Annotated in this window: 23 protein-coding genes; all 23 read right to left on the reverse strand. The window is 71.0% G+C overall.

The window, feature by feature from the left end; all coding sequences use genetic code 11:
* Window positions 1–63 precede the first annotated feature (63 nt).
* The 23 genes from rplQ to rplN all read right to left on the reverse strand — a co-directional run bounded on the left by rplQ (window position 64) and on the right by rplN (window position 16,900).
* A complete protein-coding gene (rplQ, locus tag G8D98_RS04975) occupies window positions 64–639 on the reverse strand; it encodes a 50S ribosomal protein L17 (RefSeq protein ID WP_166099891.1) in 576 nt (191 codons plus the stop codon).
* A gap of 33 nt (window positions 640–672) precedes the next feature.
* Complete coding sequence (locus G8D98_RS04980; protein ID WP_166099893.1) at window positions 673–1,707, reverse strand: DNA-directed RNA polymerase subunit alpha; 1,035 nt, start codon at window positions 1,705–1,707, stop codon at window positions 673–675.
* A 153-nt stretch (window positions 1,708–1,860) separates the two neighbouring features.
* Window positions 1,861–2,469 (reverse strand): 30S ribosomal protein S4, encoded by a 609-nt coding sequence (rpsD, locus tag G8D98_RS04985; protein ID WP_166099895.1) that lies wholly within the window; start codon window positions 2,467–2,469, stop codon window positions 1,861–1,863.
* Window positions 2,470–2,505: 36 nt separating this feature from the next.
* On the reverse strand, window positions 2,506–2,910 hold the full coding sequence (gene rpsK / locus G8D98_RS04990) for a 30S ribosomal protein S11 (RefSeq protein ID WP_128366906.1): 405 nt from the start codon (window positions 2,908–2,910) through the stop codon (window positions 2,506–2,508).
* A 56-nt stretch (window positions 2,911–2,966) separates the two neighbouring features.
* The gene (gene rpsM / locus G8D98_RS04995) at window positions 2,967–3,344 is read right to left on the reverse strand and encodes a 30S ribosomal protein S13 (protein WP_166099897.1); all 378 of its coding nucleotides are present in this window, start codon (window positions 3,342–3,344) and stop codon (window positions 2,967–2,969) included.
* A 215-nt stretch (window positions 3,345–3,559) separates the two neighbouring features.
* On the reverse strand, window positions 3,560–3,673 hold the full coding sequence (gene rpmJ, locus G8D98_RS05000; RefSeq protein ID WP_166099899.1) for a 50S ribosomal protein L36: 114 nt from the start codon (window positions 3,671–3,673) through the stop codon (window positions 3,560–3,562).
* A 30-nt stretch (window positions 3,674–3,703) separates the two neighbouring features.
* A complete protein-coding gene (gene infA / locus G8D98_RS05005; protein WP_006946284.1) occupies window positions 3,704–3,925 on the reverse strand; it encodes a translation initiation factor IF-1 in 222 nt (73 codons plus the stop codon).
* 395 nt (window positions 3,926–4,320) lie between these two features.
* The gene (meaB, locus tag G8D98_RS05010; protein WP_166099901.1) at window positions 4,321–5,364 is read right to left on the reverse strand and encodes a methylmalonyl Co-A mutase-associated GTPase MeaB; all 1,044 of its coding nucleotides are present in this window, start codon (window positions 5,362–5,364) and stop codon (window positions 4,321–4,323) included.
* Window positions 5,361–7,517 carry a methylmalonyl-CoA mutase gene (gene scpA, locus G8D98_RS05015; RefSeq protein ID WP_166099903.1) on the reverse strand — a complete coding sequence of 719 codons (2,157 nt, stop codon included), beginning with the start codon at window positions 7,515–7,517 and terminating at the stop codon, window positions 5,361–5,363. Before scpA ends, meaB begins: the two co-directional genes overlap by 4 nt.
* Window positions 7,514–9,331, reverse strand: coding sequence for a methylmalonyl-CoA mutase subunit beta (locus G8D98_RS05020; RefSeq protein WP_166099905.1), 1,818 nt, complete (start codon window positions 9,329–9,331; stop codon window positions 7,514–7,516). The genes scpA and G8D98_RS05020 overlap by 4 nt, the downstream gene beginning before the upstream one ends.
* 89 nt (window positions 9,332–9,420) lie before the next feature.
* On the reverse strand, window positions 9,421–10,275 hold the full coding sequence (gene map / locus G8D98_RS05025) for a type I methionyl aminopeptidase (RefSeq protein ID WP_166099907.1): 855 nt from the start codon (window positions 10,273–10,275) through the stop codon (window positions 9,421–9,423).
* A gap of 263 nt (window positions 10,276–10,538) precedes the next feature.
* A complete protein-coding gene (locus G8D98_RS05030) occupies window positions 10,539–11,099 on the reverse strand; it encodes an adenylate kinase (RefSeq protein WP_166100298.1) in 561 nt (186 codons plus the stop codon).
* Window positions 11,100–11,163: 64 nt separating this feature from the next.
* Window positions 11,164–12,477 (reverse strand): preprotein translocase subunit SecY, encoded by a 1,314-nt coding sequence (gene secY / locus G8D98_RS05035; protein ID WP_166099909.1) that lies wholly within the window; start codon window positions 12,475–12,477, stop codon window positions 11,164–11,166.
* 168 nt (window positions 12,478–12,645) lie between these two features.
* On the reverse strand, window positions 12,646–13,131 hold the full coding sequence (gene rplO, locus G8D98_RS05040; RefSeq protein ID WP_166099912.1) for a 50S ribosomal protein L15: 486 nt from the start codon (window positions 13,129–13,131) through the stop codon (window positions 12,646–12,648).
* Between the two features lie 2 nt (window positions 13,132–13,133).
* Window positions 13,134–13,316 (reverse strand): 50S ribosomal protein L30, encoded by a 183-nt coding sequence (gene rpmD, locus G8D98_RS05045; RefSeq protein WP_166099914.1) that lies wholly within the window; start codon window positions 13,314–13,316, stop codon window positions 13,134–13,136.
* On the reverse strand, window positions 13,316–13,954 hold the full coding sequence (rpsE, locus tag G8D98_RS05050) for a 30S ribosomal protein S5 (RefSeq protein WP_166099915.1): 639 nt from the start codon (window positions 13,952–13,954) through the stop codon (window positions 13,316–13,318). The genes rpmD and rpsE overlap by 1 nt, the downstream gene beginning before the upstream one ends.
* A gap of 46 nt (window positions 13,955–14,000) precedes the next feature.
* Window positions 14,001–14,375 carry a 50S ribosomal protein L18 gene (gene rplR / locus G8D98_RS05055; RefSeq protein WP_166099918.1) on the reverse strand — a complete coding sequence of 125 codons (375 nt, stop codon included), beginning with the start codon at window positions 14,373–14,375 and terminating at the stop codon, window positions 14,001–14,003.
* A gap of 3 nt (window positions 14,376–14,378) precedes the next feature.
* Window positions 14,379–14,915: a 50S ribosomal protein L6 gene (rplF, locus tag G8D98_RS05060; RefSeq protein WP_166099921.1), complete on the reverse strand. Its 537-nt coding sequence runs from the start codon at window positions 14,913–14,915 to the stop codon at window positions 14,379–14,381.
* Between the two features lie 12 nt (window positions 14,916–14,927).
* A complete protein-coding gene (gene rpsH / locus G8D98_RS05065; protein WP_166099923.1) occupies window positions 14,928–15,326 on the reverse strand; it encodes a 30S ribosomal protein S8 in 399 nt (132 codons plus the stop codon).
* A 108-nt stretch (window positions 15,327–15,434) separates the two neighbouring features.
* Window positions 15,435–15,620: a type Z 30S ribosomal protein S14 gene (locus G8D98_RS05070; protein WP_166099925.1), complete on the reverse strand. Its 186-nt coding sequence runs from the start codon at window positions 15,618–15,620 to the stop codon at window positions 15,435–15,437.
* Window position 15,621: 1 nt separating this feature from the next.
* The gene (gene rplE / locus G8D98_RS05075; protein ID WP_166099927.1) at window positions 15,622–16,182 is read right to left on the reverse strand and encodes a 50S ribosomal protein L5; all 561 of its coding nucleotides are present in this window, start codon (window positions 16,180–16,182) and stop codon (window positions 15,622–15,624) included.
* Window positions 16,183–16,187: 5 nt separating this feature from the next.
* Window positions 16,188–16,529 (reverse strand): 50S ribosomal protein L24, encoded by a 342-nt coding sequence (gene rplX, locus G8D98_RS05080; protein WP_166099929.1) that lies wholly within the window; start codon window positions 16,527–16,529, stop codon window positions 16,188–16,190.
* Between the two features lie 2 nt (window positions 16,530–16,531).
* On the reverse strand, window positions 16,532–16,900 hold the full coding sequence (rplN, locus tag G8D98_RS05085; RefSeq protein ID WP_166099932.1) for a 50S ribosomal protein L14: 369 nt from the start codon (window positions 16,898–16,900) through the stop codon (window positions 16,532–16,534).
* Window positions 16,901–16,961: the final 61 nt, after the last annotated feature.

The raw sequence follows: 16,961 nt of genomic DNA on the forward strand, positions 1-16,961 counted from the left end.
GCCTAGGCCGCACAGCACGAGGGCCGCCCCCCATGGGGAGGCGGCCCTCGTCGGCGCGGTCGCTCAGGCCGTGGTCGAGTCCTCGTCGGACCCGCTCGCCTCGTCGGCGGCGGCCTCGACGGGGGCCTCCTCCTCGACGACGGTCTCCGCGGCGGTCGGCTCCTCGACGACGGCCTCCTCGGCCGGGGTCTCCTGCGCGGCCGGCTCCTCGACGACGGCGGCGTCCTTCGCGGCGCGCTTGGTGGCGGACTCGGCCTCCTTGACGGTGGCCTTCTTGGCCACCGGCTCGCGGACGAGCTCGATGACCGCCATGGGGGCGTTGTCGCCCTTGCGCGGACCGATCTTCGTGATCCGGGTGTAGCCGCCGTTGCGCTCGGCCATGTCGGGCGCGATCTCGACGAAGAGGCGGTGGACGACACCCTTGTCACGGACGACGGTCATGACCTTGCGGCGCGCCGAGAGGTCACCCCGCTTGGCGAACGTCACGAGCCGCTCGGCGAGCGGACGCAGGCGCTTGGCCTTGGCCTCGGTCGTCGTGATGCGGTCGTGCTCGAAGAGCGACGTCGCGAGGTTGGCGAGGATGAGCCGCTCGTGGGCGGGACCGCCTCCGAGACGGGGACCCTTGGTGGGCGTGGGCATTGCTGTTCTCCTTTATGTGCCTGAGCGGCGCGGTCAGAGCTGCTCGTCCTCGGCGAACGCCGAGTCGTCCTCGCCCTCACCGAAGGTGAAGTCGTCGTACCGGTCCGCGATCATGCTCGGGTCGAACCCGGGCGGGCTGTCCTTGAGGGCCAGGTTCATCCCGGCGAGCTTGGCCTTGACCTCGTCGATCGACTTCGCGCCGAAGTTGCGGATGTCGAGCAGGTCGGCCTCGCTGCGGCCGACGAGCTCACCGACGGTGTGGATGCCCTCGCGCTTGAGGCAGTTGTAGGACCGCACGGTCAGGTCGAGGTCCTCGATCGGCAGCGCGAGGTCGGCCGCGAGCGCGGCGTCGGTCGGGCTCGGGCCCATGTCGATGCCCTCGGCCTCGACGTTGAGCTCGCGCGCCAGGCCGAACAGCTCCACGAGGGTCTTGCCCGCCGAGGCGAGCGCGTCCCGCGGGGCCATCGAGCGCTTGGTCTCGACGTCGACGACGAGGCGGTCGAAGTCGGTGCGCTGCTCGACACGGGTGGCCTCGACCTTGTAGGTCACCGCGAGCACCGGGCTGTAGATCGAGTCGACCGGGATGCGGCCGATCTCCTGGTCGCCCGCCTTGTTCTGCACGGCGGAGACGTAGCCACGGCCACGCTCGACCGTCAGCTCCATCTCGACGGTGCCCTTGTCGTTGAGCGTCGCGATGTGCAGGTCGGGGTTGTGGACCTCGACACCGGCCGGCGGGGCGATGTCGGCCGCGGTGACCGCGCCGGCGCCCTGCTTGCGCAGGTACATGACGACCGGCTCGTCGTGCTCGGAGGACACGACCAGGCTCTTGATGTTGAGGATGATCTCGGTGACGTCCTCCTTGACCCCGGGGATCGTGGAGAACTCGTGGAGCACGCCGTCGATGCGCAGGCTCGTGACGGCCGCACCGGGGATGCTCGAGAGCAGGGTGCGCCGGAGGGAGTTGCCGAGCGTGTAGCCGAAGCCCGGCTCGAGCGGCTCGATGACGAAACGGCTCCGGTACTCGGAGACGACGTCCTCACTGAGGACGGGACGCTGTGCGATGAGCACGGTGGATCTCTTTCTCGTGCGGCCCGCTATATGACTCGCACGCTGCCGGTCCGACCGGCCGTCCCACCACCTCGGTCCGTGGTGGGCCAGACCCCGGCGCCCCGCGGCGGGTCGCCGCGGGTCACCGGGGGTTCGGGGGCCAGGCCCCCAGGGTCAGTTCTTGGAGTAGAACTCGACGATGAGCTGCTCGGTGAGGACCGTGTCGATCTGCTCACGGGTGGGCAGCTGGTGGATGAGCACCTGGAGGGTGCCGGGCACGACCTGCATCCAGGCCGGGACCGGCCGCTCGCCGAAGGTCTCACGGGCGAGCTGGAAGGGGAAGGACTCCACCGACTGCTTGCGCACCGTGATGATGTCGAACTGCTCGACCCGGTAGCTCGGCACGTCGACGCGCACGCCGTTGACCTCGAAGTGGCCGTGGCTGACGAGCTGACGCGCGTGCCGGCGGGTGCGGGCCAGGCCGGCCCGGTAGACGACGTTGTCCAGGCGGGACTCGAGGATCGTCAGGATGTTCTCGCCGGTCTTGCCGGGGCGGTTGGCCGCCTCGCTGTAGTAGCGGCGGAACTGCTTCTCCATGACGCCGTAGGTGAAGCGGGCCTTCTGCTTCTCCTGCAGCTGGGTCAGGTACTCCTTCTCCTGGATCCGGCGACGGCCGTGCTGGCCGGGCGGGAACGGGCGCAGGTCGAAGTTCTTGTCACCACCGACGAGGTCGGTCTTGAGGCGACGCGACTTCTTCGTGATGGGTCCGGTGTAACGGGCCATTGCTCTCTCTTACCTTTCGCGAAGTCTGTCGGTCGCTCAGACGCGGCGGCGCTTGGGCGGGCGGACGCCGTTGTGCGGCTGCGGCGTGACGTCCTGGATCGAGCCGACCTCGAGGCCGGCCGCGGTCAGGGAGCGGATAGCGGTCTCACGACCGGAGCCCGGGCCCTTGACGAAGACGTCCACCTTGCGCATCCCGTGCTCCATGGCACGGCGCGCGGCCGCCTCGGCGGCGGTCTGCGCGGCGAACGGCGTGGACTTGCGCGACCCCTTGAAGCCGACCTGGCCCGCGGAGGCCCAGGAGATGACGGCACCGGTGGGGTCGGTGATCGAGATGATCGTGTTGTTGAACGTGCTCTTGATGTGGGCCTGGCCCACCGCGACGTTCTTCTTCTCCTTGCGGCGCACCTTCTTGGCGCCGGTCGTGCGGCCCTTGGGAGGCATGTGGTTTCTCCTACGAAGTCTTCGGGTGAGGTGGCGTGCCGCGCGTCAGGCGCGGGTCACTTACCGGCCTTCTTCTTGCCGGCCACGGTGCGCTTGGGGCCCTTGCGGGTGCGCGCGTTGGTCTTGGTCCGCTGGCCGCGCACGGGCAGACCCCGGCGGTGGCGCAGGCCCTCGTAGGAGCCGATCTCGACCTTGCGGCGGATGTCCGCGGCGACCTCGCGCCGCAGGTCACCCTCGACCTTGAGGTGCTCCTCGATCCAGTCGCGCAGCTTGACGAGGTCGTCGTCCGCGAGGTCCTTGACGCGGGTGTCCGGGCTGACGCCGGTGGCGGCGAGCGCCTTCTGCGCGCTCGTCCTCCCGACTCCGAAGATGTAGGTCAGTGCGACCTCGGCGCGCTTCTCGCGCGGGAGGTCGACGCCCATCAGACGTGCCATGTGGGATGGATTCCTTCTCGTGGTGTCCGGAGGTGTGGTGCAGCACCGGTCCGGCCATCCTGGTCCGGTCCCCGGCCTCCGGGCCGGGGGTGACGTCCCGCGCCCACCCTGGTGGTGGCTCGACGGGGGTCGGGTGCTGCCTGCTTCAGTTGTGTGCTGCGTGCTCGAGTCGGCGACCCGTGCGGCCCCGGGGGGCGGTGTCCTGCTGCTGGTTCTCAGCCCTGGCGCTGCTTGTGGCGCGGGTTGTCGCAGATCACCATGACCCGCCCGTTACGGCGGATCACCTTGCACTTGTCACAGATCTTCTTGACGCTCGGCTGAACCTTCATGGTGCCTTTGCTGTCTCGTCGATTCGTGTCTCAGCGGTAGCGGAAGACGATGCGGCCGCGGGTCAGGTCGTACGGGCTCAGCTCCACCACGACACGGTCCTCGGGGAGGATCCGGATGTAGTGCTGTCGCATCTTGCCTGAGATGTGTGCGAGAACCTTGTGACCGTTGGTCAGCTCCACCCGGAACATCGCGTTCGGAAGAGCCTCGACGATCGTTCCCTCGATCTCGATGACGCCGTCCTTCTTGGCCATACCCTCTCAATCCGCCGGTGGGCAGCCCATCGCTCACGGCGGACCACCCATGGAAGTCGGCCTCGTGCTGCTCGCGCAGGGTCTCACCCGTGCGAGACGCGCACACGTGGCCGACGTTCAATGGTACGGGAGGAGGGGGTGCATCACGAAATCCGCTCCGGGAACGGACGAGCCCACCGGGCGGCCGATGCAGGGGGTGGCCGGCCCGGTGGGCTAGTCGAGCGGAGCGCCCGATGCAGGGGGTGGGCCCTCTCACTCCGCGCCCGACGGACAGGGCCGGACCGAGGTCCGGAGGTCGCCGGGTGCGAGCACAGTCTGCCCGGACGGGCACCCGCGCCGCCATCCGAGCAGGCGACCGCTGGGCGTTCGGCCGCCCGGGACCGGACGAGCGGACCTCACGGGGTCAGCCGTTCGGCCGATGTCGCCGCGTCGGCCGTGTCGGTGCCAGCGCCTCGCAGATCCATGGTGTAGAGGGCCAGGACCCGGGCCGCGCCCTCCACCGCGCTGAGCTCACCGCAGCGGACGTCGTGCTCGATGCTCTCGCGCTCGGCCCGTACCGACCTCGAGGCCCGGACCCCGTCGGTCAGCTCGGCGTCGACGAGGGCCCACATCCAGTCCTGCTGCTGCTCGGCGCGCCGGGCGTCCAGGGAGTGGTGCTCCTCGAGGTAGGCCCGGTGGTCGAGCACGGCCTGCCACACCTCGTCCAGCCCGGTGCCGGTCACCGCGGAGCAGGTGAGCACCGGGGGCCGGCGCACCTCGCGGCCGGGCATCATCAGGCGCAGCGCTCCGGCGAGCTCCTTGGCCGCCGCCTGCGCGGGTACCGTCCCGTCGCCGTCGGCCTTGTTGACGGCGATGACGTCGGCGAGCTCGAGGATGCCGCGCTTGATCCCCTGCAGCTGGTCACCGGAGCGGGCGAGGGTGAGCAGGAGGAAGGTGTCGACCATCTCGGAGACGGCGACCTCGTTCTGGCCGACCCCGACGGTCTCGACGACGACGACGTCGAAGCCGGCGGCCTCGAGGACGAGCATCGACTCCCGGGTCGCGCGGGCGACCCCGCCGAGGTGACGCCCGGCCGGGCTCGGCCGGACGAAGGCGTCCTCGGACGCGGCGAGACGCCCCATCCGGGTGCGGTCGCCGAGGATGGACCCACCGGTACGCCGCGAGCTGGGGTCGACGGCCACGACGGCGACCCGGTGGCCCTGGTCGACGAGCCGCATCCCCAGGGCGTCGATGAAGGTCGACTTCCCGACGCCGGGGACACCGCTGATGCCGACCCGGACCGCGCCCCCCGTGCGGTCCTCGAGGGCCGCGAGCAGCTCGCGGGCCCCGGCCCGGTGGTCCGGGCGGCGCGACTCGAGCAGCGTGATGGCGCGCGCGACGTGCTGGCGCGACCCGGCCCGCACGCCGTCGACGAGCTCGGCGACCGGGACCGGCTTCACGCCAGCCGCTCGCGCAGCTCGTGCACGAGCGCGACGGCGGCCTTGCTGATGACCGTTCCCGGGGGGTAGATGGCGTCGGCACCGGCGGCCCGCAGGGCCTCGTGGTCCTGGTCGGGGATGACACCGCCGACGACGATCATCAGGTCCTGGCGCCCGAGGTCGTCCAGCGCCTTGCGCAGGGCCGGGACGAGGGTGAGGTGCCCGGCGGCGAGCGAGCTGACCCCGACGACGTGCACGTCGGCCTCGACCGCCTGGCGGGCGACCTCCTCCGGCGTCTGGAACAGCGGGCCGACGTCGACGTCGAAGCCGAGGTCGGCGAAGGCCGTGGCGATGACCTTCTGGCCGCGGTCGTGCCCGTCCTGGCCCATCTTGGCCACGAGGATGCGCGGGCGACGGCCCTGCTCCTCCTCGAAGTCCTCGACCGCAGCCTGGGCCTCGTGGACCGTGGTGTCCTCCCCCGCCTCCGCGCTGTACACCCCGCCGATCGTACGGATCTGCGCGGTGTACCGGCCGAAGGCCTCCTCCATGGCCGCCGACATCTCGCCGACGGTCGCCTTGGCCCGCGCGGCCTCGATGGCCAGGGCCAGCAGGTTGGTGTCCAGCGTGCCGTCGGACCCGGAGCGCGCCGCCTGGGTCATCCGGGCCAGCGCCGCCCGGCAGGCCTCCTCGTCCCGCTCGGCCCGCAGCCGCTCCAGCTTGGCGGTCTGGCTTGCCCGCACGGCGGCGTTGTCGACCTTGAGCACCTCGATCGGCTCGTCGTCCTCGACGGCGTAGGTGTTGACACCGATGACCGGCTGCTGACCGGAGTCGATGCGCGCCTGGGTGCGCGCGGCGGCCTCCTCGATGCGCATCTTGGGGATGCCCGCCTCGATGGCCTTGGCCATCCCGCCCGCGGCCTCGACCTCCTCGATGTGCTGCCAGGCGCGCTCGGCGAGGTCGTGGGTGAGGCGCTCGACGTACGCCGACCCGCCCCACGGGTCGATGGTGCGGGTGGTCCCCGACTCCTGCTGGAGGACGAGCTGGGTGTTACGGGCGATCCGGGCCGAGAAGTCGGTCGGCAGTGCGATCGCCTCGTCGAGGGCGTTCGTGTGCAGGCTCTGGGTGTGCCCCTGGGTGGCGGCCATCGCCTCGACGCAGGTGCGCACGACGTTGTTGAAGACGTCCTGCGCGGTGAGCGACCAGCCGGAGGTCTGGCTGTGGGTGCGCAGCGAGAGCGACTTGGGGTTGTCCGCGCCCTGCTCGCGCACGAGGCGGGCCCACAGCAGCCGGGCGGCGCGCAGCTTGGCGACCTCCATGTAGAAGTTCGTGCCGATCGCCCAGAAGAAGGACAGCCGCGGCGCGAACCGGTCGACGTCCAGGCCGACGGCCTTGCCGGCGCGGATGTACTCGACGCCGTCGGCGAGGGTGTACGCGAGCTCGAGGTCCTGCGTGGCCCCGGCCTCCTGCATGTGGTAGCCCGAGATGGAGATCGAGTTGAACCGCGGCATCACCTGGCTGGTGAAGGCGAAGATGTCGCTGATGATCCGCATCGACGGCTCGGGCGGGTAGATGTAGGTGTTGCGGACCATGAACTCCTTGAGGATGTCGTTCTGGATGGTCCCCGTCAGCTGCTCCGGGCGGGCACCCTGCTCCTCCGCGGCGACGACGTAGAGCGCCAGCACGGGGATGACCGCGCCGTTCATGGTCATCGACACCGACATCTGGTCCAGCGGGATGCCGTCGAAGAGGGTGCGCATGTCGTAGATCGAGTCGATGGCCACGCCGGCCATCCCGACGTCACCGGCGACCCGGGGGTGGTCGGAGTCGTAGCCGCGGTGGGTCGCGAGGTCGAAGGCGACCGAGAGGCCCTTCTGCCCCGCGGCGAGGTTGCGCCGGTAGAAGGCGTTGGACTCCTCGGCGGTCGAGAAGCCGGCGTACTGGCGGATCGTCCAGGGCCGGGTCGTGTACATCGTCGGGTAGGGGCCGCGCAGGAACGGCGGGGCGCCCGGGACGGTGTCGAGGAAGTCCAGCCCGGCGAGGTCGGCCTCGGTGTAGACCGGGCGGACCGGGATGTGCTCCGGGGTGACCCACGGCTCGCCGTCGGGGGGCGGCTGCCCGGGGTCTCCGGCCGCGGGGCCGAGGTCGAGGGTGGTGAAGTCGGGGACGGTGCTCATCGGGACTCTCCCTCCGTGGACGCACCGAGCTGGTCGAGCAGGTCCGCGAGGAAGGCCACGACGTCCATCCCGTCGTAGACCTCGCCGTCGACGACGTCCGCGTCCTCGCCGAGCTCGCGGGCGCGGCCGGCGAGCAGCACCCGGTCGGCTCCGGCGGCGCGCAGCTCCTCCGCCGCGGCCCGGCCGCCCTCGGCGTACCGGGCGCGGCTGCTCGCGAGCACGGCGACCGGTCCGACCTCCTCGGTCACGCCGATCCCTCCGGCGGCGAGGAGGTTGACGACGAAGCCCTGGCGCGCGCCGTAGTCCCGCTGGGCGCCGAGCGTGCGCACGGTGACGACCGGGGCCCCGAGCGTGCGGGCTCGGTCGCGCAGTGCCTCGAAGGCGCCGGCGTCGCGGCGGGGCACGAACGCCCCGTCGGCCACCGGCAGCTCGGCCCGCGGACGTCGCTGCGTTGCGGTGTCGGCGAGGTTGGGGAACATCGACACGCCGGTGATCGGGCGCCGGCGGGTGGCGATGAGCCGGTCCCGCGAGGCGGTCGCGGAGCCCACCCACTCGTGCAGCAGCCCGTCGGCGAGCGCGGCGAGCACACCACCGGCGCGCTCGAGCTCCTGGAAGCGCGCCCACACGGCCTCGGCGACCTCGTCGGTCAGCGCCTCGAGGTACCAGGAGCCGCCCCCGGGGTCGGTGACCCGGCCGACGTTGGACTCGCGGGCGAGGAGGACCTGGGTGTTGCGGGCCAGGCGGCGCGAGAACCGTTCGGGAAGCCCGGCGACGGTGTCGTGCGGGAGGACGGTGACCGCGTCGGCTCCACCCATCGAGGCACCGAACGCGGCGAGGGTGTTGCGCAGCACGTTGACGAACGGGTCCTCGCGGGTGGCCATCCGCAGCCCGGTGACGGCGTGCGTGCGGGCGCCGCGCTCACCCTCGGGGACCCCGAGGGCCTCCCCCACGTGTGCCCAGACCCGGCGCAGGGCCCGCAGCGCGGCCGCGGTGAGGAACTGGTCGGCGGTGGCCGTGACGCGGAACTCGACGTGCCCGAACGTGGCCGCGGGCGCCGGGCCCTCGCCCTCGAGGTGACGCAGGTAGGCCACGCCGGTCGCGACCGCCGCGGCCAGGGCGTCGACCTCGCTGGCGCCGGCGTCGTGCAGCACGCGCGCGTCGACGGTGAGCGCCCGCCAGCCGTCGCGGCCGTCGCACGCCCGCACGAGGTCCGCGAGGGGTGCCAGCTCGGGCTGGCTGCCGGTGCGCAGCGCGGCACCGACCGGGTCCAGCCCGAGGTTGCCCCCGGCGAACCCCCGGCCCTCGACGAGGTCGAGCAGCGCGCGGGCCGCGGCGGGCTGGTCGCTGAAGGAGGAGACGACCAGCGGCGTGCTGCCCGGGTCGACGTCCTCGAGGACCTCGGGCAGGTCGCCGGGCGCGACCCCCTCGGCACCGACGTGGACCCAGACCGATGTCGCCCCGTGCTCGAGGTCGTCGGCGACGAAGGCCCGCGAGCGCGCGGGGTCGGGGTCGTCGTGCAGCTGACGGACGTCCCACGGCTGCGTGCCCGCCCGCACGGCACGGCCCCGGGTGAAGGGCATCGCACCGGGGAGGCCGAGGGCACGCTCGGTGCGCAGGTAGAGACCCTGCGTGCTCAGCCCGCCGTCGAGCGAGGTGAGAAGTGCCTCCTCGGCCTGTTCCGGGGTGAGCCGGTCATCCTCCGCGCGCCGCTTGTTGAGGACGTCGGCCACGAGCTGCTGCCAGTCCTCGCGGGTCTGCGCGTCGAAACCGGCGGCCAGGGGCAGGGGGTCGTGCACGAGTGACGAGGACGTCATCGAGCCCTCCATCGGTTGGTGGTCGTTCCACTCCCAACCCTAGTCTCGGCCGGCCCGGGCCTCACCGAGAGATCGGTCACCCGTGCGGCTCAGGCGGGTTCGATCTGGAGGAAGGGCACGCCGAGCGAGGCCAGGCGCTCACGTCCGCCGTCGACCGCGGTGAGGACACACGTGCCGGCCCGGGTCACCGCGATGGAGTGCTCCCAGTGCGCTGCCCGCGCGCCGTCCCGGGTGACAACGGTCCACTCGTCCTCGAGGACCGTGTTGTCCTGGTCCCCGAGGGTGACCATCGGCTCGATGCAGATCGTCATGCCCTCGCACACGGTCGGGCTGCGGCCCTCGACCCGGTAGTTGGGCACCTGCGGGTCCATGTGCATCGAGGTGCCGATGCCGTGCCCGACGTAGTCCTCGACGATGCCGTAGTCGCGTCCCCGCCGCTCGCCGGCCGCCGTCACCGCGTCCTCGACGGCGGCGCCGACCGCGTACAGCGGCTGCCCGACGCGCAGCGCGGCGATCCCCGCCCACAGGGCGTCCTCGGTGTCGGCGCTCAGCTCGAGGTCCTCGGGGCGCGCGGCCGGGTCACCCCCGACGACGAGGGTCATCGCGGCATCGCCGTTCCAGCCCGCCACCTCGGCGCCGCAGTCGACCGAGAGCAGGTCGCCCTCGCCGAGGACGCGCCCGCCGGGGATGCCGTGGACGATCTCCTCGTTGACCGAGGTGCACAGGGTGTGCCGGTACCCGGGCACGAGCTGGAAGTTCGGCACGCCCCCGTGGTCACGGATGTGCGCCTCGGCGAGCGCGTCGAGCTCGAGGGTGGTCACGCCGGGGCGCACCGCGGCCGCGACGACCTCGAGGGTGCGCCCGACGAGCAGCCCGGCGGTGCGCATGAGCGCGAGCTGCTCGGGCGTCCGCCCCTCGACACGGTCCCGGTGGAAGAGTCCCATGCGGCCGCACCCTACCCACGCCCGTCGCGTGAACAGAACATGCCGTCACGCGCGCTTCCCGGGCGGGGTGTCCTGTCCACTCGAGGTCGGTGGAGGAGAAGGGTCGCCGCGTCCAGGGCGAGCGCTCGCCCGCAGCGCAGCAGGCACCCCGCGCGCCGGCCCCCGACGACCACGTCCTCGCCCGGATCACCAGGACGCTCCAGCCCTGCGAGGAGTCACGCCGCGCCGCGTCCTGGCTGCGGCGCCGCCGGTTCGCGAGGGGGTCAGGCGAGGGCGGCGATGATGCGCCGGGTCACCTCGTCGACCTCGCCGTCACCGTCGACCTCGACGAGCAGCCCGCGCCCGCGGTAGGTGTCCGAGAGCGGCTTGGTCTCGCGGTGGTAGATGGCCATCCGCTCCCGGATGACGTCCTCGGTGTCGTCCACCCGCCCCTCGATCTCGGCGCGCCCCAGCAGCCGCCGGACGACGACCTCGTCCTCGGCGGTGAGCTCGAGCACCCGGTCCAGCCCCGCGCCCTGCGCGGCGAGCATCGCGTCGAGCGCCTCGACCTGGGCGAGGGTGCGCGGGTAGCCGTCGAGGAGGAACCCGGCAGCGCAGTCCTCCTGGGCCAGCCGGTCCTCGACGATGGCGTTGGTGATCTCGTCCGAGACGTACCCGCCGGAGGCGAGGATCTCCTTGACCTGGAGACCGAGCTCGGTCTCGTTCTTGATGTTGGCGCGGAAGATGTCGCCGGTCGAGATCGCGGGGATCCCGAAGTGCTCGGCGATGCGGGAGGCCTGCGTGCCCTTACCGGCACCGGGAGGGCCGAGGATGATGAGGCGCATCACGACCGGGCCCCCACGACGTCGGCGCACGAGCGAGGCGGGGCAGGGACTTGGTGGGATGTCATCAGCGCAGGAACCCTTCGTAGTGACGCTGCTGGAGCTGGGCCTCGATCTGCTTGACCGTCTCGAGACCCACCCCGACCACGATGAGGATCGAGGTACCCCCGAACGGGAAGTTCTGGTTGGCGTCGACCAGCACCAGAGCGACCAGGGGCAGCAGGGAGATCAGCGCGAGGTAGATCGCGCCGGGCACGGTGATCCGGGTGAGGACGTAGTTGAGGTACTCGGCCGTGGGTCGCCCGGCGCGGATGCCCGGGATGAAGCCGCCGTACCGCTTCATGTTGTCGGCCACCTCGGTGGGGTTGAAGGTGATCGACACGTAGAAGAAGGTGAAGAAGAGGATGAGCGCCGTGTACACCGCCATGTAGATCGGGTGGGCGCCGGAGCTGAGGTAGTTCGTGATCCAGTCCACCCAGCCGGGGTTGACGCCGTTGGCCCCCTGGTTGAACTGGGCAACGAGCGTCGGCAGGGTGAGGATCGAGCTGGCGAAGATCACCGGGATCACGCCGGCCATGTTGACCTTGAGCGGGATGTAGGTCGAGGTGCCCCCGTAGACCCGCCGGCCGACCATCCGCTTGGCGTACTGGACGGGGATGCGCCGCTGGCTCTGCTCGACGAAGACGACCAGGGCGATGACGACGAGGCCGAGGGCGATGACGGCGAGGAAGACGCCCCAGCCGGAGCGCTGCTTGATGTCCCACAGCGAGGACGGGAAGCGCGCCGCGATCGAGGTGAAGATCAGCAGCGACATCCCGTTGCCGACCCCCTTGTCGGTGATGAGCTCACCGAGCCACATGATCATCCCGGTGCCCGCGGTCATCGTCAGGACCATGATGAGGATGGTCACGACCGAGCTGTCGGCGAGGATGTTCGTGCACGAGGGGTTGTTGAAGAGCGTCTGCGGGTTCTCGGCGAAGGTGATCAGCGTCGAGCTCTGGAGGATGGCCAGACCGATCGTCAGGTACCGCGTGTACTGCGTCATCTTCGTCTGCCCCGCCTGGCCCTCCTTCTTGAGGGTCTCGAAGCGGGGGATGACGACGGTGAGCAGCTGGACGATGATGCTCGCCGTGATGTAGGGCATGATCCCCAGCGCGAAGATCGACAGCTGGAGCAGCGCGCCACCGCTGAAGAGGTTGATCAGCCCGAGCAGCTGGTTGCTCGTGTCCGCGCCCTCGATGCACTGCTGGACGAGCGGGTAGCTGACCCCGGGGGTCGGCACGTGCGACCCGAGCCGGAAGAGCACGATGATGAACAGCGTGAAGAGCAGCTTCCTGCGCAGGTCGGGCGTCCGGAACGCACGGCCGAAAGCGGTGAGCACAGGTCCTCCAGGGTGCGGCCGGGGGTGTGGCCGCGTCGTCAGCGATCCGTCACAACATACCCGTCGGCTCCGGACCGGCCGGAACCGCGGGGCGGGTCGAACGCGGCGCAGGGCCGGCTCCGGGGTGGTCTCCGGGGCCGGCCCTGCGACACGCGGTCATCGGGGGCGTCAGGCGGTCGTCGCCGAGCCGCCCGCCGCCTCGATCTTCTCCTTGGCGCTCGCCGAGAACGCGTCGGCGGTCACCGAGACCGCGACGGTGATCTCGCCGGTGCCGAGCACCTTGACGGGGTACCCGTCACGGACGGCGCCCCTGGCCACGAGGTCCTCGACGCTCACCTGGCCACCCTCGGGGTAGAGAGCGGAGAGCCGGTCGAGGTTGACGACCTGGTACTCGGTCTTGAACGGGTTCTTGAAGCCACGCAGCTTCGGGAACCGCATGTGCAGCGGCGTCGTGCCGCCCTGGAAGCCGGGCGAGACCTGGTTGCGGGCCTTGGTGCCCTTGGTCCCGCGACCGGCGGTCTTGCCCTTGGAGCCCTCACCGCGACCGACGCGGGTGCGTGCGGTCTTCGCGCCCGGTGCGGGGCGCAGGTGGTGGACCTTGAGGGCGGACGCCTCACGTCCGGCCGCCTGGGCGGCCTTGGTGGTGTCGGCCATGCTCACTCAACCTCCTCGACGGCGACGAGGTGGGTCACCGTCTTGACCATCCCGCGGATCTCGGGACGGTCCTCCTTGACGACGATGTCGCCGATCCGCTTCAGCCCGAGGGAGCGCAGCGTCTCCCGCTGGTTCTGCTTGCCCCCGATACCGGACCGGGTCTGGGTCACCTTCAGCCGCACCATCAGGCACCTGCCTTGGCCTCGGCGAGGCCGGCGGCCTGCGCACGCAGCATCGCGGCCGGGGCGACCTGGTCGACCGGGAGGCCACGACGGGCCGCGACGGCCTCGGGGCGCTCCAGGCCGCGCAGGGCCTCGACGGTGGCGTGGACGATGTTGATCGCGTTGTCCGAGCCGAGGCTCTTGGACAGCACGTCGTGGATGCCGGCGCACTCCAGGACCGCACGGACCGGGCCACCGGCGATGACACCGGTACCGGGGCTGGCGGGGCGGAGCATGACGACACCGGCGGCGGCCTCACCCTGGACGGGGTGCGGGATGGTGCCCTGGATGCGCGGGACGCGGAAGAAGCTCTTCTTCGCCTCCTCGACACCCTTGGCGATCGCCGCGGGCACCTCCTTGGCCTTGCCGTAGCCGACGCCGACGGTGCCGTCACCGTCGCCGACGACGACGAGGGCGGTGAAGCTGAAGCGCCGGCCACCCTTGACGACCTTGGCGACGCGGTTGATGGTCACGACGCGCTCGAGGTACTGGTTCTTCTCGGCCTCCCGGGAGTCCCGGCCGCCGCGACGGTCGTCGCGACGGTCCCGGCGGTCGCCGCGCTCGGCGCCGGTCCCGGTGCCTCGACGCTGGGGTCCTGGCATCAGATGTTCCTCTTCTCGACGTTCGTGGTGGTCGGGGCGGCGTGGGTCACAGCGACAGCCCGCCGTCCCGCGCGCCGTCCGCGATGGCGGCGACGCGACCGTGGTAACGGTTGCCGCCGCGGTCGAAGACGACCGCCTCGACGCCGGCGGCCTTGGCCCGCTCGGCGACGAGCTCGCCGACCCGCTTGGCCTTGCTCACCTTGTCGCCCTCGAGGCTGCGCACGTCGGCCTCCATCGTGGAGGCCGAGGCGAGCGTCGCGCCCCGGGTGTCGTCGACGACCTGGACGAAGATGTGCCGCGAGCTGCGGGTCACGACGAGGCGAGGACGGGCGGCCGAGCCGCTGACCTGCTTGCGGACCCGGGTGTGACGGCGGACGCGGGCGGCGGTCTTGCCCTTGCCGCGCTTGACGATCAGTGCCATCGGTTACTTACCAGCCTTTCCGACCTTGCGGCGGATGCGCTCGTCCGCGTAGCGGACGCCCTTGCCCTTGTACGGGTCGGGCTTGCGGAGCTTGCGGATGTTCGCGGCGGTCTCGCCGACGAGCTGCTTGTCGATCCCCTGGACCGAGAACCGCGTGGGGTTCTCCACCGCGAAGGTGATGCCGGCCGGGGGCTCGACGGTGATCGAGTGCGAGTAGCCGAGGGCGAACTCGAGGTTGGAGCCCTTGGCCTGCACGCGGTAGCCGGTGCCGTGGATCTCGAGCTTCTTCTCGTAGCCCTCGGTCACGCCGAGCACCATGTTGTTGATGAGCGAGCGGGTCAGGCCGTGCAACGAGCGCGACTCGCGCTCGTCGTCCGGCCGCTTGACCTCGAGGCTGCCGTCGGCCTGCTCGACCGTGATCGGCTCGGCGACGGTGTGGCTGAGCTCGCCCTTGGGGCCCTTGACGGTGACGGTGCGACCGGCGACGGTCACGTCGACACCGGAGGGGATCGCCACGGGGAGGCGTCCGATTCGCGACATGTCAGCTACCCCTTACCAGACGTAGGCGAGGACTTCCCCACCCACACCCTTGTTGGCGGCCTGCTTGTCGGTGAGCAGGCCGGAGGACGTCGAGATGATCGCGACGCCGAGGCCACCGAGCACCCTGGGCAGGTTGGTGGACTTGGCGTAGACGCGCAGGCCGGGCTTGCTCACGCGGCGCAGGCCGGCGATCGAGCGCTCCCGGTTGGGGCCGTACTTCAGCTGCACCGTGAGGGTCTTGCCGACCTCGGCGTCCTCGACGGTCCAGCCGGCGATGTAGCCCTCGGCCTGGAGGATCTCGGCGATGTGGCTCTTGAGCTTCGAGAACGGCATGGAGACGTCGTCCTTGTGCGCCGAGTTGGCGTTCCGGACGCGGGTCAGCATGTCCGCGATCGGGTCTGTCATGGTCATTGGGCTTCTCCGCCCTCTCTCACCGTGGTTTCTGCCGGGACTCCGGCGGACCTGCGATGTAGATGGTCTGTGGGATGTCGGTGCCGCGTGGGGCGGCGGGTCGGGGACTTACCAGCTGCTCTTGGTGACACCGGGGAGCTCGCCGCGGTGGGCCATCTCCCGCAGGCAGATCCGGCAGAGGCCGAACTTGCGGTACACCGAGTGCGGACGCCCGCACCGCTGGCAGCGGGTGTAGGCACGCACCTGGAACTTCGGCTTCCGGTTCGTCTTGTTGATCAGGGCGGTCTTGGCCATCTCAGTTCTCCTTGAAGGGGAAGCCGAGCGCCTTGAGCAGCGCGCGCCCCTCGTCGTCGTTCGTCGCCGTCGTGACGACGGTGATGTCCATGCCCCGGACCCGGTCGATCCGGTCCTGGTCGATCTCGTGGAACATCGACTGCTCGGTGAGCCCGAAGGTGTAGTTCCCCCGGCCGTCGAACTGCCGCGGCGAGAGGCCGCGGAAGTCGCGGATGCGCGGGAGGGCGACCGTGACGAGACGGTCGAGGAACTCCCACATCCGGTCGCCACGCAGCGTCGTGTGGGCGCCGATCGGCATGCCCTCACGCAGCTTGAACTGGGCGATGGACTTGCGCGCCCGGGTGACCACCGGCTTCTGGCCGGTGATCGCCGTGAGGTCGCGGATCGCGCCCTCGATGAGCTTGCTGTCCTTGGCGGCGTCGCCGACACCCATGTTGACGACGACCTTGGTCACGCCCGGGACCTGCATGACGTTCGGGTACCCGAACGTGTCCTGGAGACCGGCCTTGATCTCGTCCTGGTAGCGCGCCTTGAGGCGGGGCTTGGTCGCGGTGTCTGCCATCTCTCTCACAGGTCCTTGCCCGAGCGCACGCCGACGCGGACGCGGCTGGCCTTCTGGCGCCCGTCACGCTCGACGGTCTCGACGCGGGTCTTGATCCGGGTCGGCTTCTTGTCCGAGGGGTCGACCACGGCCACGTTGCTCACGTGGATCGGGGCCTCCTGGACGATGAGCCCGCCGGTGCGGCTGCCACGGCTGGACTCGCCGGCCTTGGTGTGCCGGGTCACCCGGTTCACGCCCTCGACGGTGACGCGCGAGCGCTCACGGTCGACGGAGATCACCTTGCCGGTGCTGCCCTTGTCCTTGCCGGCGAGCACCTGGACGGTGTCGCCCTTCTTGATCTTCGCCATGGTCAGAGCACCTCCGGGGCCAGGCTGACGATCTTCATGAACTTCTTGTCGCGCAGCTCGCGGCCCACCGGGCCGAAGATGCGGGTACCGCGCGGGTCGCCGTCGCCGCGGAGGATGACGGCGGCGTTCTCGTCGAAGCGGATGTACGAGCCGTCGGGACGGCGGCGCTCCTTGGCGGTGCGCACGATGACCGCCTTGACGACGTCACCCTTCTTGACGTTCCCGCCGGGGATCGCGTCCTTGACGGTGGCGACGATGGTGTCGCCGATGCCGGCGTACCGGCGACCGGAGCCACCGAGAACACGGATGCAGAGGATCTCCTTCGCACCGGTGTTGTCGGCGACGCGCAGTCGCGACTCCTGCTGGATCACTGTTCTCTCCTAATGTCGTGCTGGTTCTCCACGCCGGGCGTGGAGCCTGGCCGAACGGGGG

The organism is Phycicoccus endophyticus (genome assembly GCF_011326735.1).
GTDB classification, from domain to species: domain Bacteria; phylum Actinomycetota; class Actinomycetes; order Actinomycetales; family Dermatophilaceae; genus Phycicoccus; species Phycicoccus endophyticus.